This window comes from Martelella radicis (assembly GCF_014196625.1).
GTDB lineage: Bacteria > Pseudomonadota > Alphaproteobacteria > Rhizobiales > Rhizobiaceae > Martelella > Martelella radicis.
On sequence record NZ_JACIDZ010000004.1, the window covers coordinates 153,222 to 166,921 of the forward strand.

The window sequence follows — 13,700 nt, forward strand, 5'->3', positions numbered from 1 at the left end:
CGCCTATTCGCCCTCGTCGGCGCTTTCCAGCATCGCCATCCGGTTCGAGGCGTCGAGACCGGCGATCTTGTAGGCCTCGGCCAGCGTCGGATAGTTGAAGGTGTTCTCGACGAAATATTCGACGGTGCCCTTCAGGTTCAGCACCGCCTGGCCGATGTGAATGAGCTCGGTCGCGCCTTCGCCGACGATGTGGACGCCGAGCAGACGGTGGGTCTTGAGCGAGAAGATCATCTTCAGCAACCCGTTCTGCAGGCCCATGATGTGGCCGCGCGAGGTCTCGCGGAAGAAGGCGACGCCGCATTCGTAAGGAATGCCGCGCTCCTGGATCTCCTCTTCCGTCATGCCGCAGGTCGACATTTCCGGCACGGCATAGATGCCGTAGGGGAAGAATTGCGGCGGTTCCTGGGCTTCCGCGCCGACGGCATGGCGGGCGGCGATGCGGCCCTGTTCCATCGAGGTCGAGGCAAGGGCCGGGAAACCGATCACGTCACCGGCGGCATAGATATGCGGCACGTCGGTCTGGAAGGTGATCGGGTCGACCTTCAGCCGGCCGCGATGGTCGGCCGAAAGCCCGACGGCCTCGAGGTTTAGCGTGTCGGTGGCGCCCTGGCGGCCAGCGGCGAAAAGCACCGATTCGGCCATCAGAATGCGTCCGTTCGACAGCGTCACCCGGGCCTTGCCATTGGAGGCCTTCTCAACCTTGTCGGCGCCTGCGCCGAAGAGCAGCTTCACATTGCGGTCGCGAAGCTGGGCGGCAAAGTTGTCGCGGATCTCGCGGTCAATGAAGTCGAGCATGCTGTCGCGCGGCTCGACGACGATCACCTGGGTGTCGAGCGCGGAGAAGATCGTCGCGTATTCGATGCCGATGACGCCGGCGCCGACGACGATCATCGAGCGCGGGATTGATTTGATGTTCAACAGCTCATCGCTGTCCATCACCGTCTGGCCGTCGAAGGGCACTTCCGGCGGGCGATAGGGGCGGGTGCCGACGGAGACGAGCACGGCCTTGGCGTGGACGCGCTGGATCTCGCCCGTATCCTTCTCGATCTCGATGGTGTGCGGGTCGACGAAATGGGCGAAGCCGCGCACCTGGTCGACACGATTGCGCTCGAACTGCCATTCGAGAACGTCGATCTCGTAGTCGAGCGTCTTGATCAGGCGGGCGCGCAGGTCGTCGGCGGTGATCTTGTGCTTCACCCGGTAGGAGCGGCCGTAAAAGCCGCGCTCGCGCCAGCCGGTGAGGTTCAGCACGGTTTCGCGCAGGGTTTTCGAGGGGATGGTGCCCGTATGGACGGAGACGCCGCCCACCTGCGAGCCCTTGTCGATGACCAGTGCGGTCTTGCCGAGCTTGGCGGCCTGAACCGCGGCGCGACGGCCAGCGGGACCGCTGCCAATCACGACCAGATCGTAAGAATCCATAAAACTACCCCGATTTGGTTATTGAAATTCCGGATGTGAAAAGTCCCAAGATGATCATGACACACTTAGAGGTTTTGTGTTCGCGTGAAAACAGTCCCCTTGATGTCCCGTGGCGCTCCCGCGCGCGCCGCAGCGCATTTCCTGTCTAGACGCCCTGTGTGATGGTTTTATTGAATACAGCCACAAGCTGTGCGTCATGTCCATCCCGGTATCAGATGAGTTTCAGCCCCTTGAAGCTGACATAGCCGTCCTTGCCGATGATGATGTGGTCATGCACGGTGATGCCGAGCGGCTTGGCGCTGGAGATGATCATATGGGTCATGTCGATATCCGCGCGTGACGGAGTCGGATCGCCGGAAGGATGGTTGTGGACGAGAATGATCGCGGTCGCCGAAAGCTCGAGCGCGCGCTTGACCACCTCTCGCGGATAAACCGGCGTATGATCGACCGTGCCGATACCCTGGATCTCGTCGGCGATCAGCTTGTTGCGCTTGTCGAGGAACAGAAGGCGAAACTGCTCGCGCGTTTCGTGCGCCATGGCGGCGTTGCAGTAGTCGATGACCGATGACCATGAGCCGAGCACCGGGCGTTCCTTGAGCGTGGCCTTGAGACTGCGCTGGGCGAGCGCCGAGATCAGCTTCAGGTCGAATGCGACGCTTTCGCCGATGCCGGAGACCTCCTGCAAAAGCTCGGGCGGCGCACCGAACACGCCGCCAAGCGAACCGAAGCGGTCTATCAGCGCCTTGGCGATCGGCTTGGTGTCGCGGCGCGGAATAAGACGAAACAGGAGGAGCTCCAGGATCTCGTAGTCCGCGAGCGCGTTTGCGCCGTTCTCGCGGAACCGGGCGCGCAGGCGATCCCGGTGTCCGTGCACCTGGCGCGCGTCCTTATCGACGGCAACGTCCTGCCGTTTCCCGCGCAATGGCCGTTCCGGGGGCTGGTCGGCGAAGAAGGAACGTTCGTTCGCCTCGTTGTCCTGCATGCCGGCGTTCCTCGGCCCGTCGCTCTTGTCCTTGCTGGGCGGCTTCGTCATGGTCGTTCCGTCAGGTGGCGTTTTCCGGCAGGCCCGGCCGGTCTCGCCCGCCCGGGGAAAGCGTGAAGACCTCGCAGCCATCCTTGGTTACGCCGACACAATGCTCGTACTGCGCCGAAAGCGACCGGTCGCGCGTGACAGCCGTCCAGCCGTCGTTCAGCACCTTCACATGCGGTTTGCCGATGTTGAGCATGGGTTCGATGGTAAAGATCATGCCTTCCTTCAGAACGGGCCCCTCATTGGCATGGCCGTAATGAAGGATGTTCGGCGTGTCGTGGAAGAGCTGGCCGACGCCATGGCCGCAGAAATCGCGCACCACCGAGCAGCGCTCGCTTTCCGCATAGGTCTGGATCGCCTCGCCGATCGCGCCCGTGCGCGCGCCGGGCTTCACCGCGGCAATGCCGCGAAGCAGCGATTCATAGGTGACTTCCAGGAGCCTTTCGGCCGCGCGCTTGATCTCGCCGACCGGGTACATGCGGCTCGAATCGCCATGCCAGCCGTCGCGCACAAAGGTGACGTCGACATTGATGATATCGCCTTCCTTGAGCGGTTTGGCGTTGGGCATCCCATGGCAGACGACATGGTTGATTGATGTGCAGCTTGAATATTTGTAGCCGCGATAGTTGAGCGTTGCCGGCACGACGCCATGGTCGAGGCCGAATTCCAGGACGTAACGGTCGATCGCCTCGGTCGTGACGCCAGGCTTGATGATGTCGGCAAGCCCGTCCAGACAGGCCGCCGTGATCTGGCAGATCTCGCGCATCTTCTCGAACGCTTCCGCGTCGTAAAGGCGTATCGATCCGTCATTCTTCAGCGGCGCGCTGGCCGCATCAACATAAGTTACCATGATTTCTTCACCATCTGCGCGTCGTCCCCGCGCCGCGCTCACTTGTCCTCAAGCGGCACTGTAGCATCTGGCGTGATGCTGTCACAGGCCACCTCACATTTTATCGCATAGGCCTCCACGCCGGCGACCCGCGCCGCCTTGAAGGCCTTGTGATAGGCGGGATCCAGGTCGCCCGCTATCCTCAGCCGGTCGCAGTCATTGCGCTGAATGACATAGACCATGGCTGCACGCCTTCCGGCTTTCACCATATCGGCCAGTTCCGCGAGATGGCGTGCTCCGCGGGTGGTGACCGAATCGGGAAATTCGGCAAGTCCCGGCTGGCGGATGAAATGGACATTCTTGACCTCGATATAAAGGTCCGGCCGGCCATCATCGCGCAGGAGAAGGTCGATACGGCTCTGCCGCCCGTATCTCTGCTCGCGACGGGTCTCCCGGTAATCGGCGAAATCGGCGATCATGCCGGCGCGGATTGCCTCCTCCGCGATCCTGTTGGGCAGCCCGGTATTGATCCCGACCATCGTCGCCTCCGCCTCGATCATCTCGAAACGGTACGGGTACTTGCGCTTTCCGTCATCGTTGCGGGAGAGCCAGATGCGCGATCCGGGGGTGGTCAGTCCGCGCATCGAGCCGGTGTTGGGGCACGAACCGGTAATGGGGGACCCGTCTTCCAAAATGGCATCGAACAGGAAGCGCTTGTAGCGCCTGACGAGCCGTGCGGGCCGAAGGGGAGGGTCAAATTTCATGGCAACGGTTTTAGGCGTTCCAAGCGACTGCGCAACCGCCTTATTGCGGTACGCGCGAAAGCTGGCGAACCTTACCAACAATTAACTAGTATTCGTAAATACGAATATTAGAATTAACAACCAGCGGCGGGCCACGACGGCAGGCCGGAAAAAGCAGCAAACGGGAGGATGAAATCATGGGAATTCCCACGACAGTGCTGGCAGGCATCGCGCTTGCAGCGGGCATCGGCTCTGCGGCGATGGCCGCGCCGGCTTTGCCCGAAGCCGCCCAGGAGGCGCTGACGCGCGCGCTGGAGGACGAGTATCACGCCGAGGCATTCTATGCGGCGGTGATCGATGCCTATGGCCCGGTCCGCCCCTTCGTCAACATCGTGGCCGCTGAAAGGCAGCATGCCGGTGCCGTGACGGCCCTGATGGACGCCTATGGCATTGTCGTTCCGGAAAACGCCATGCTCGGCTCGTCGGAAATCGCGGCGGCCGTGCCCGCCAGCCTGGCCGAGGCCTGTCAGGTCGGCGTCGAGGCTGAGATCGAGAACCGCACGCTCTACGACGCGCAACTGATTCCCGCTGTCAGCGCCTATCCGGATATCGTCAATGTCATGGAGGCGCTGCGTGATGCCTCCGAGAACAATCACCTTCCGGCGTTCACCCGTTGCGCAGGCCGTTGAGGACGCGATCGCCAAACTGCTTGCGCAATCGGGTCAAACCGGGCAGATTTCGGGCCGCATCCAGGGTTCCGGCGTCACGATGACGGCGCCGGACCGAAACCGGGGGTCTGAGATCTTGAGAAAGTACCGCGTTGCTCTTGCCGTTGTGTTGTCCGTGGTCGCATCGCTCGGCCTGTCATCCTGCTCCACGACCTGCGGCGATCCCGATGTCTGCACCGAGATCGCCCCGGCCTATCAGCAGATGAGCGACGAGGATATCTCCACGATGACCGAGAAGATGGACGGGCTTGCCGGCGTTTCGGCTCGGCAGTAAGTCCGCCGCGGCAGCGAGGGTGTTGCCCGCTGTGGCAATGATGAAACAGAGTGTTAGCTTTTCTGCCCCAAAATTGACGCAAGTGCAGATGATTCTTGCGTTGGAGCGCGTTATGCTGCTCTCGTTTCGATGATCCTGCGAAAAGCGCGGATCATAACTTTTGCAATTCCAAGAGGAAGAAAATGGAAGAGTTCCACAAGGTCAGGCGACTGCCGCCATACGTTTTCGAACAGGTCAACCGTTTGAAGGCGAGCGCGCGAGCGGCGGGCGCCGATATCATCGACCTTGGCATGGGCAATCCCGATCTTCCGACACCGCAATCCATCGTCGATAAACTGTGCGAGGTCGTGCGCGACCCGCGCACCCATCGTTACTCGTCCTCCAAGGGCATTCCAGGCCTACGGCGCGCCCAGGCCGGCTATTACGCCCGCCGCTTCGGCGTCAAGCTCAACCCCGAGACCGAGGTCGTGGCGACGCTCGGCTCCAAGGAAGGCTTCGCCAACATGGCCCAGGCGATCACTGCGCCGGGCGACGTGATCCTCTGCCCAAACCCGACCTATCCGATCCATGCCTTCGGCTTCCTGATGGCCGGCGGCGTGATCCGCTCGCTTTCGGTCGAGCCGGATGACAGTTTCTTTCCGCCGCTGGAACGCGCGGTGAAGCATTCGATCCCGAAGCCGCTGGCGCTGGTGATCAACTATCCGTCCAACCCGACGGCGCATGTGGCAACGCTTGATTTCTACAAGGAGGTCATCGCCTTTGCCCGCAAGCACGAGATCATCGTGCTGTCGGACCTTGCCTATTCGGAGATCTATTTCGACGGCGCGCCGCCGCCGTCCGTGCTGCAGGTGCCGGGCGCCAAGGATGTCGCCGTCGAGTTCACCTCCATGTCGAAGACCTTCTCCATGCCCGGCTGGCGCATGGGCTTTGCCGTTGGCAACGAGCGGCTGATCTCGGCGCTGGCGCGGGTGAAGTCCTATCTCGACTACGGCGCCTTCACGCCGATCCAGGTGGCCGCCACGCATGCGCTCAACGGCGACGGCAAGGATATCGAGGAAGTCCGTTCGATCTATCACAAGCGCCGTGACGTGATGGTGGAAAGCTTCGGCAAGGCCGGCTGGGACGTAACCCCGCCTGCGGCGACCATGTTTGCCTGGGCGAAGATCCCCGAACCCTTCCAGGCGCTCGGTTCGCTCGAATTTTCCAAGCTGCTGGTGGAAAAGGCTGATGTCGCCGTCGCACCGGGGATCGGCTTCGGCGAGCATGGCGACCAGCATGTGCGCATCGCGCTGGTGGAGAACGAGCATCGCATCCGCCAGGCCGCGCGCAACCTGAAGCGCTTCTTCGCTTCCGCCGATGTCGCGACGGACAATATCGTGGCGCTCAACGCCCATCGTTGAGTCTTTCTGCTGGGCAGGGCCGTCGCGTCTTGTCCCGTATGGCCAAAATTCCGCTGCCCGATGTTTCATTTCGCCGTGAAACGATCTAAATGAAGCGCGGGCGCCGGAAATGGCGCCCGAAATTGAAATCCGGGCCAGTAGGAATACCCCCATGGCAGAAGCCTTGAAAATCGGCGTCGCCGGTCTCGGGACCGTCGGCGCTTCGCTTGTGCGTATCATCCACGAACGGCAGGAAAGCCTCGCCGTCTCCTGCGGACGCGCCATCGAGATCACAGCCGTATCGGCCCGCAACCGCGACAAGGATCGCGGCATCGACCTTTCCGGCGTCACCTGGTTCGATGATCCCGTCGACATGGCGAAGAATGGCGAAATCGAGGTTCTGGTCGAACTGATCGGCGGGGCGGACGGCGCGGCGCGCGAGGCGGTCGAGGCCGCGCTTGCCCGCGGCGTCCATGTGGTTACCGCAAACAAGGCGCTTCTGGCCGAAAGCGGCGTGGCGCTGGCCGCCGCGGCCGAGGAGAAGGGACTGCTGCTCAATTTCGAGGCGGCGGTCGCGGGTGGCATTCCGGTGATCAAGGCGATGCGCGAATCGCTGACCGGCAACACGATCTCGCGCGTCTACGGCATCATGAACGGCACCTGCAACTACATCCTGACCCGGATGGAGAAGGAGGGGCTTTCCTTCGAGGATTGCCTGAAGGAGGCGCAGCGCCTCGGCTATGCCGAAGCCGATCCGACCTTCGACATCGAGGGCAACGACACGGCCCACAAGCTCGCCATCATGACGGCGCTTGCCTTCGGCTGCGAGATTTCCTGCGACGATATCTATCTGGAGGGTATCTCCAACATCAGCCAGGAGGATATCCGTGCCGCCGCCGAGCTCGGCTACCGGATCAAGCTTCTGGGCGTGGCCCAGCGCACCGAGGGCGGCATCGAGCAGCGGGTCCATCCGACCATGGTGCCGCATGACACGGTAATCGCCCAGGTCGACGGCGTGACCAATGCGGTTGCGATCGAAAGCGACATTCTCGGCGATCTGCTGATGGTCGGCCCCGGCGCGGGCGGCGATGCGACGGCGTCCGCCGTGCTCGGCGACGTCGCCGATATCGCCAAGTCGCGTCCTGGCATTCAGACGGTGGCCGCCCTCGGTCGTCCGGCGAAATCGCTGACCCCCTACAAGAAGGCCCGCATGCGCAGCCATGAAGGCGGCTATTTCATCCGTCTGCGCGTGGTCGACCGCATCGGCGTCATCGCCGCCATTGCCCGGCGCATGGCCGACAACCAGATCTCGCTCGAATCGATCGTCCAGCATTCCGCCAATGGCGGCGGGGAGGCCCCGACCAAGACGATCATCATGGTCACCCATGCGACCACCGAGCTGTCCGTGCGCAACGCCGTCTCGGCGATGGAAAGCGACGGCTACATCGTCGGCAAGCCGCAGGTGATCCGCATCGAGAAGCCCTGACGGGTATCGGCGGACGGGCAGGGCCCCGTTCGCCGTCAATTTTTCCGATTTTTATTCTCACTCTTCCCTCTCCGGTTGAAACGTGCAATCATGCGCGGCGCTTGAGCCCGTTCATGACGGGTTCATGCTGTGTGCCGTACACGTCAGGACGGTTTCCCAGATAGTCTTGGGCACCAAAGAGCAACCGAGGGAGGAAAGTTTGCGATTTGATAGCGCTATCAGGGCTTACGGGGAACCAGGCAGGCGTGATGACGGCAGAAAACCAAAGCGTAGGGCAGGTTTCCGACGGCGGCGCAGTCCGGGGCTTGCCATGATCGTGACGGCGGGGGCCGTTTTCTGGGGCGGGCTGGTTGTCCTTCTGTTGAGGGTGGTGTGAAGGCAGCCGGCCCGCCCAAGAGGCGGTTTGCGACCAGGCCGGCGAGCGGCGCCCGGCTGCTCGCTTGCGAGGGCTTCCGCCGGGAGGCTTCCGCTTTCGCTCGCATCTGAAGTTAACTCATGACATTGCGGCCTGAATGACGCTAAACAGGGGCGAGACGACGTCCTTGGAGAGCGAGGCCTATGACGGAGAATCCCGCCAGCAGGAAAGCAAGACAGCGCGCCTTTCTCGGCGTCGAGCGTTCCGCGCGCGATTTGCGCTGGGTGCCGCGCCTGGGGGCTGCCGGTGAAAACCGGGCGCTTGCCATGGCGCAGAGCCATGGCATGTCGGAACTGGTTGCGCGGGTGCTGGCGGGCCGCGACGTGCCCGTTGCGGAAGCGGCCGAGTTCCTTGATCCGACGCTTAGGCAATTGATGCCAGATCCCTTCACGCTGACGGATTGCGAGGCTGCCGCGGCGCGGCTGGTCAAGGCGATCCAGGCGGGCGAGAAAATAGCGATCTTCGGCGATTACGATGTCGACGGCGCCTGTTCCTCGGCGCTGCTCTACCGCTTTCTCGGCGCCTTCGGCATCGACGCCGAAATCTATATTCCCGACCGCATTTTTGAGGGCTATGGACCCAATCCGCAGGCCATCGGCGCGTTGATCGATGGCGGGGCAGGGCTCATCGTCACCGTGGATTGCGGCTCGACCAGTCACGAGTCGCTTGCCGTTGCCCGTACGCGCGGCATCGATGTGGTCGTCATAGACCATCACCAGATCGGCGTCGATCTTCCCGAATGCGCGGCGCTGGTCAATCCGAACCGCGAGGACGACCTTTCGGGCCAAGGGCATCTGTGCGCCGCCGGCGTCGTGTTCCTGGTGCTGGTTGCGACATTGCGGGCGCTGCGGCAGGCGGGGGACATGCGCGCGGGCCGCGTCGATCTTCTGTCCTGGCTCGATATCGTCGCGCTTGCGACCGTGTGCGATGTAGTGCCGCTCAAAGGGCTTAATCGGGCCTATGTCGTCAAGGGCCTGGTCGTGGCGCGCGCGCTTTCCAATCCGGGACTTGCGGCCCTTTTCAAACGTGCAGGCCTTGCCGGACCGGTGACGCCCTATCATTTCGGCTTCCTGATCGGGCCGAGGATCAATGCCGGCGGGCGCATCGGCGATGCCGCGCTCGGCAGCCGGCTCTTGACCGTGGACGAGCCCGAAGAGGCCGACGCGATCGCCGAAAGGCTGGACCAGCTCAACCGTGAGCGCCAGGCGATCGAGGCGGCGATGCTGGAGGAGGCCGAGGCCGACGCGATCGCCGAATTCGGAACAGGCGCGGGCGTTGGCGTGATCATGACGGCGCGCGAGGGCTGGCATCCGGGCATTGTCGGGCTTCTCGCCTCACGGCTGAAGGACCGGTTCGCGCGGCCAGCCTTTGCCATCGCCTTCGATGCCAATGGCAAGGGCACGGGCTCCGGGCGCTCGATTGCGGGTTTCGATCTGGGTCGCATGGTGCGCGCTGCGGTGGAGGAGGGGCTTCTGGTCAAGGGCGGGGGGCATGCCATGGCCGCTGGCCTGACGGTGCGCCGCGAACGGCTCTCGGCGCTCAGGGCCTTTTTCGAGGAGCGCGCGCGCGATGCCGTCGAAGCGCTTGCCGCCGATGCGGAGCTCAAGATCGACGGGGCGCTCAACGCCTCCGGCGCCACGCTGGAACTGATCGACCGCCTGGAGGCTGCAGGCCCTTACGGCTCCGGCCATCCCCAGCCGATTTTCGCCGTACCCGACCATAAGCTGCGCGACGCCCGCGTGATCGGCGTTGGCGGGCATGTGAAGGTGACGCTTGAAAGCGCTGAAGGCGCGCATCTGGACGGAATTGCGTTTCGCGCCGCCGACAAGCCCCTGGGCGAGGCGCTGCTTGCTGCCCGCGGGCGCAGGCTGAGCATCGCCGGGGCGCTCTCCGGCGACTACTTCCAGGGACGTCGGCGGGTGCAGATCAGGATCATCGACGCCTCGCTTCCTGCGTGAGGTTACCGGCGGCTGCGGATCAGGCTGACCATGAACCGCCAGCTAACCTCGACCGCGCCGGCTTCGACCGCGATCACGCGGCGGGCCATCGGGACGTCGTAATGTTCCTTCGCGGTGCCGGGATACTGAACCCATTGGCGCTCCATGCCGATGACTTCCGCCATGGCATGCAGTTCCTCGCTGGTGTCGGCCAGCATGTGGCACATCATCATGCCCCTGAAGGGCCATTTCATATCATCGACATAGACGGCCATGATCTCGCAACTGAGTTTGCCCTGATCCGCACTGCGTTCGAGCCTCCGACAGATGTTCCATGCGGACGCCGACCGAGGAGCCTGGCGTTGCCGCGCGTCAGCACCATCTAGGGTTCCGAATGAACATGCGCAAGAATGCCCGCCTGACGTCGCCGCGTCGAGAGGGCATGTCAAACGCTTTCATCAGGCTGCCGGCCGGAGGCCTTTGGCAATGCGGGGGCCGACAATTCGTTGCGGGTATTCGAGCAGGTAGGGCGCAATGCAGCAAGCCTCCGGTTCGGCTCTCCATTGCTTTGCTGAAATCCTCGTCGATGAATGCTGAGGGCGGCAGAGCTTCCGGCGGCAGGGGCGGGCCGCCGTCCCGCTTGTCAACGCATCGCTCGCATCTGTCCCGGAACCGGCGGAAGGGAGAGCCCATGTCTGCTCCGGTCAGCGCGGCGCGAGCGTTGCGATCAGTTCGTTGACGACCTGGGCCATTTCCATGCTGGCGGAAAAGTTGAACTGGTTGATGGAGATGAATACGCCGACGCCGCGCGTCGGCGCGAAGGCCAGATAGCTGAAAACGCCGTTCGTTCCGCCGGCCTTCTGAATGATAAGCGGCCTGTCGTTTTCGGGCATCATGATGACCCATCCAAGCCCCATCGCGTTCATGTGGCCCGATTCATCCATTCCGTAAACCGGATCGAGACCGTCGCGGATCAACCAGGCTGCGTGGCTGAGCGCGCGGGCCTCCGCATCGTTCTCACCGAAGCGGTCGAGGTTCCACCGCAGATACTGCAGCATGTCATTTGCCGTCGTGTAGAGACCCGACGCGCCCTGACGGTTCGCGATCGGATCACCCGGATCCATTTCATTGCCGTTCCAGTCATAGCCGACCATGGCGTTTTCGCCCTGGGGGCGCGCGTAACCGGTCGAGGTCAGGCCGATAGGGTCGAGAACTTCGGATTTCAGCAGGTCGGCGTAGGGCGCTCCAGCCATATCCGAGAGCGACATCGCGAGGACATCGAAACCGACATTTGAATAGAGAATGCCGGTTCCGGGCGCAAAGAGCAGCGGATCATCGGAAAGGTTGGCTGCAAAGGAGGCATCGCTGTATTTCTCGGCGCCGTCAACGGGCGCGAGTTCGCGCGGCAGGCCGCTTGAATGGGTGGCAAGGTCGATGAGCCGAATTGCGCGGCCGTCCTTTTCGGGCAGGGCATCGACGACGCCGGCATGAGGGCCGGCGGAATCTGTCAGCGAGACGGTCCCGTTCGCGGCAAGAGACGCAAGGGAAAGGCCCGTGAAGGTCTTCGTAACGGACCCGACCCCGATCACCGTGTCGGCATCCGGCTCTCGCCCGCTGCCCTTGGCGACTTCCCCAAAGCCGAAGACTGCGCTTTCGTCACCGCGGACAGCCGCGATCACGAGACCAGGGACGCCGGTGTCGAGGTGAAATATCTGGCCTGTGAACTCGACCGCATCATCAAGAAGCGGGTCGTTGGCAGAGGCTGAGGTTGCGGTGAAAATGGCGAGTGCTGCAAGGGCGTATCTCATCGAAGCTCCAATCTTCTGTTCGGAAGTCTTTGAATTTCGGGCCGCCGTTGAACGCTCTCCTCCAGCTCCCCTGTCTCCTGCCATAAATTGTAGACGATCAGTTTCGGCAAAGAAATAGATCGGGAAACGAGCATGTCGGGCGGCATACACCTTCGCCCCGCCGGCGTGCGGGAAACGTATTCGTCATCAGCGCTGCGCTTCCGCGACCGGCAATCCCGCAGACGTTGGCAGCCACTTCTGCCTGCGTCGGGCACGGCGCGGCGAGACAAGGCGTCTGGGCATTGCGAGGCGAAGGGGAGAATGTCCCGGTCAGTCATATCGGCAGGCAGCATGTTTCCGTTTTTGCGCAAAAGAGACCGAGCGGTTAAGCTCGTCTTCGCGCTCCTTATGTTCTCGCGATCAAAAGACCTGGCGCTTGCTGTGGACTGTCTCGCCGTTTCGTTTTATGCGGACCGGAGCCGTCCAGCCTGCGGCGCCGTTTGTGCTTTGTGTCGGCCGGTCGTGGTTTGCGTGATCGCCAAAGGTTTTCCCGCGTGCCGAAATCCGGCTGCAGCGCCAGGACGGGAAACCAGGAAGTCAAGAAGGATAGGACGTCAATCCTATGTCTGATGAGCGGATCTGTGGATAGAGTGTTTCAGCATAGAGACCTGTGTGACAAGCGCTTCGCTATTGCACCGATGATCGATTGGACGGATCGGCATTGCCGGTTTTTCCATCGGCAGCTGATGGCCGAGGGGCAGGTCTATAGCGAGATGATTGTTGCCGATGCGATCCTGCGCGGCGACCGGGAGCGGCTTCTGGGGTTTGATGCCGTCGAGCATCCGGTGGTGCTGCAGCTTGGCGGGTCCGATCCGCAGAAGCTCGCGGAGGCGGCGAGGGTCGGCGCGGATTTCGGCTATGACGAGATCGGGCTGAATGTCGGATGCCCTTCCGATCGCGTTCAGTCCGGCACGTTTGGCGCCTGCCTGATGCAGACGCCGGAGATCGTCGAGAAGGCGGTCTCGGCGATGAAGGCGGCGGTCGACGTGCCGATCTCGGTCAAATGCCGGATCGGCGTCGATGATCAGGATCCGGAGACTGTCCTGCCGGATTTCGTTGCGCGCATGCAAGGTGCCGGCGCGGACGCACTGTGGATCCACGCCCGCAAGGCGTGGCTCAAGGGGCTCAGCCCCAAGGAGAACCGGACGGTTCCGCCGCTCGATTATCCGCTTGTGCATCGCATGAAGACCGCGTTTCCCGATTTCTTTATTGGAATCAACGGCGGGCTCGCCACGCTCGAGGAAGCGGAAGCGCATTTGGCGCATGTCGATGGCGTGATGCTTGGCCGCGCCGCCTACCAGACACCGCGCCTCCTGGCCGATGTCGACCATCGCCTGTTCGCCAGGCCGGCAAAGCCCTTCGATCCGCAAAGGCTGTGCAGGACGATGATGGACTATGCTGCAAGGCAGATGGAGGACGGTGTTCGCCTGTCGCAGATCACGCGTCACATGATCGGCCTCTTCAGCGGTTATCCAGGCGCAAGGCGTTACCGCCAGATCCTTTCCGCCGAGGCTGTGAAACCCGGCGCAAGCCCTGAGGTCATCGCAGAGGCTTTTGCGGCGGTGGATATGGATGCCGAAACGGCGTGACGCCCCGGCATCCTCTTGCTGAAG

At 62.8% G+C, this 13,700-nt stretch carries 12 protein-coding genes; 6 read left to right on the forward strand and 6 right to left on the reverse strand.

All coding sequences use genetic code 11. From position 1 onward, the window contains the following. Nucleotides 1-3: 3 nt before the first annotated feature. From sthA to sfsA, 4 genes are all read right to left on the reverse strand, one after another. The gene (gene sthA / locus GGR30_RS08025; protein ID WP_183484539.1) at nt 4-1,419 is read right to left on the reverse strand and encodes a Si-specific NAD(P)(+) transhydrogenase; all 1,416 of its coding nucleotides are present in this window, start codon (nt 1,417-1,419) and stop codon (nt 4-6) included. Nucleotides 1,420-1,630: 211 nt separating this feature from the next. Then, entirely contained in the window at nt 1,631-2,452 is an 822-nt protein-coding gene (gene radC, locus GGR30_RS08030; RefSeq protein WP_183484541.1) for a RadC family protein, read from the reverse strand. Between the two features lie 10 nt (nt 2,453-2,462). Continuing rightward, nucleotides 2,463-3,299 carry a type I methionyl aminopeptidase gene (map, locus tag GGR30_RS08035; protein ID WP_183484544.1) on the reverse strand — a complete coding sequence of 279 codons (837 nt, stop codon included), beginning with the start codon at nt 3,297-3,299 and terminating at the stop codon, nt 2,463-2,465. A gap of 38 nt (nt 3,300-3,337) precedes the next feature. Further along, on the reverse strand, nt 3,338-4,042 hold the full coding sequence (gene sfsA / locus GGR30_RS08040) for a DNA/RNA nuclease SfsA (RefSeq protein WP_183484548.1): 705 nt from the start codon (nt 4,040-4,042) through the stop codon (nt 3,338-3,340). Nucleotides 4,043-4,218: 176 nt separating this feature from the next. Between sfsA and GGR30_RS08045 the strand changes: the two genes are divergently transcribed. The 5 genes from GGR30_RS08045 (at nt 4,219) to recJ (ending at nt 10,261) form a co-directional block, all read left to right on the forward strand. Continuing rightward, entirely contained in the window at nt 4,219-4,710 is a 492-nt protein-coding gene (locus GGR30_RS08045; protein ID WP_246413664.1) for a ferritin-like domain-containing protein, read from the forward strand. Beyond that, the gene (locus GGR30_RS08050; RefSeq protein WP_183484551.1) at nt 4,658-5,023 is read left to right on the forward strand and encodes a hypothetical protein; all 366 of its coding nucleotides are present in this window, start codon (nt 4,658-4,660) and stop codon (nt 5,021-5,023) included. The genes GGR30_RS08045 and GGR30_RS08050 overlap by 53 nt, the downstream gene beginning before the upstream one ends. 182 nt (nt 5,024-5,205) lie before the next feature. Further along, on the forward strand, nt 5,206-6,423 hold the full coding sequence (locus GGR30_RS08055) for an LL-diaminopimelate aminotransferase (RefSeq protein ID WP_183484555.1): 1,218 nt from the start codon (nt 5,206-5,208) through the stop codon (nt 6,421-6,423). A 151-nt stretch (nt 6,424-6,574) separates the two neighbouring features. Beyond that, nucleotides 6,575-7,888, forward strand: coding sequence for a homoserine dehydrogenase (locus GGR30_RS08060; protein ID WP_183484558.1), 1,314 nt, complete (start codon nt 6,575-6,577; stop codon nt 7,886-7,888). A gap of 558 nt (nt 7,889-8,446) precedes the next feature. Next, nucleotides 8,447-10,261, forward strand: coding sequence for a single-stranded-DNA-specific exonuclease RecJ (recJ, locus tag GGR30_RS08065; protein WP_183484561.1), 1,815 nt, complete (start codon nt 8,447-8,449; stop codon nt 10,259-10,261). Nucleotides 10,262-10,263: 2 nt separating this feature from the next. Here the strand turns inward: recJ and GGR30_RS08070 are convergent, their stop codons facing one another. Both GGR30_RS08070 and ampH read right to left on the reverse strand, forming a co-directional pair. Further along, on the reverse strand, nt 10,264-10,515 hold the full coding sequence (locus tag GGR30_RS08070; RefSeq protein ID WP_183484564.1) for a DUF4031 domain-containing protein: 252 nt from the start codon (nt 10,513-10,515) through the stop codon (nt 10,264-10,266). Between the two features lie 429 nt (nt 10,516-10,944). Further along, on the reverse strand, nt 10,945-12,048 hold the full coding sequence (gene ampH, locus GGR30_RS08075; protein WP_183484566.1) for a D-alanyl-D-alanine-carboxypeptidase/endopeptidase AmpH: 1,104 nt from the start codon (nt 12,046-12,048) through the stop codon (nt 10,945-10,947). A gap of 647 nt (nt 12,049-12,695) precedes the next feature. On the opposite strand from ampH, the gene dusA reads away from it, so the two are divergent. Further along, nucleotides 12,696-13,676, forward strand: a complete 981-nt coding sequence (gene dusA, locus GGR30_RS08080) for a tRNA dihydrouridine(20/20a) synthase DusA (RefSeq protein WP_183485045.1) — start codon at nt 12,696-12,698, stop codon at nt 13,674-13,676. Nucleotides 13,677-13,700 lie beyond the last annotated feature (24 nt).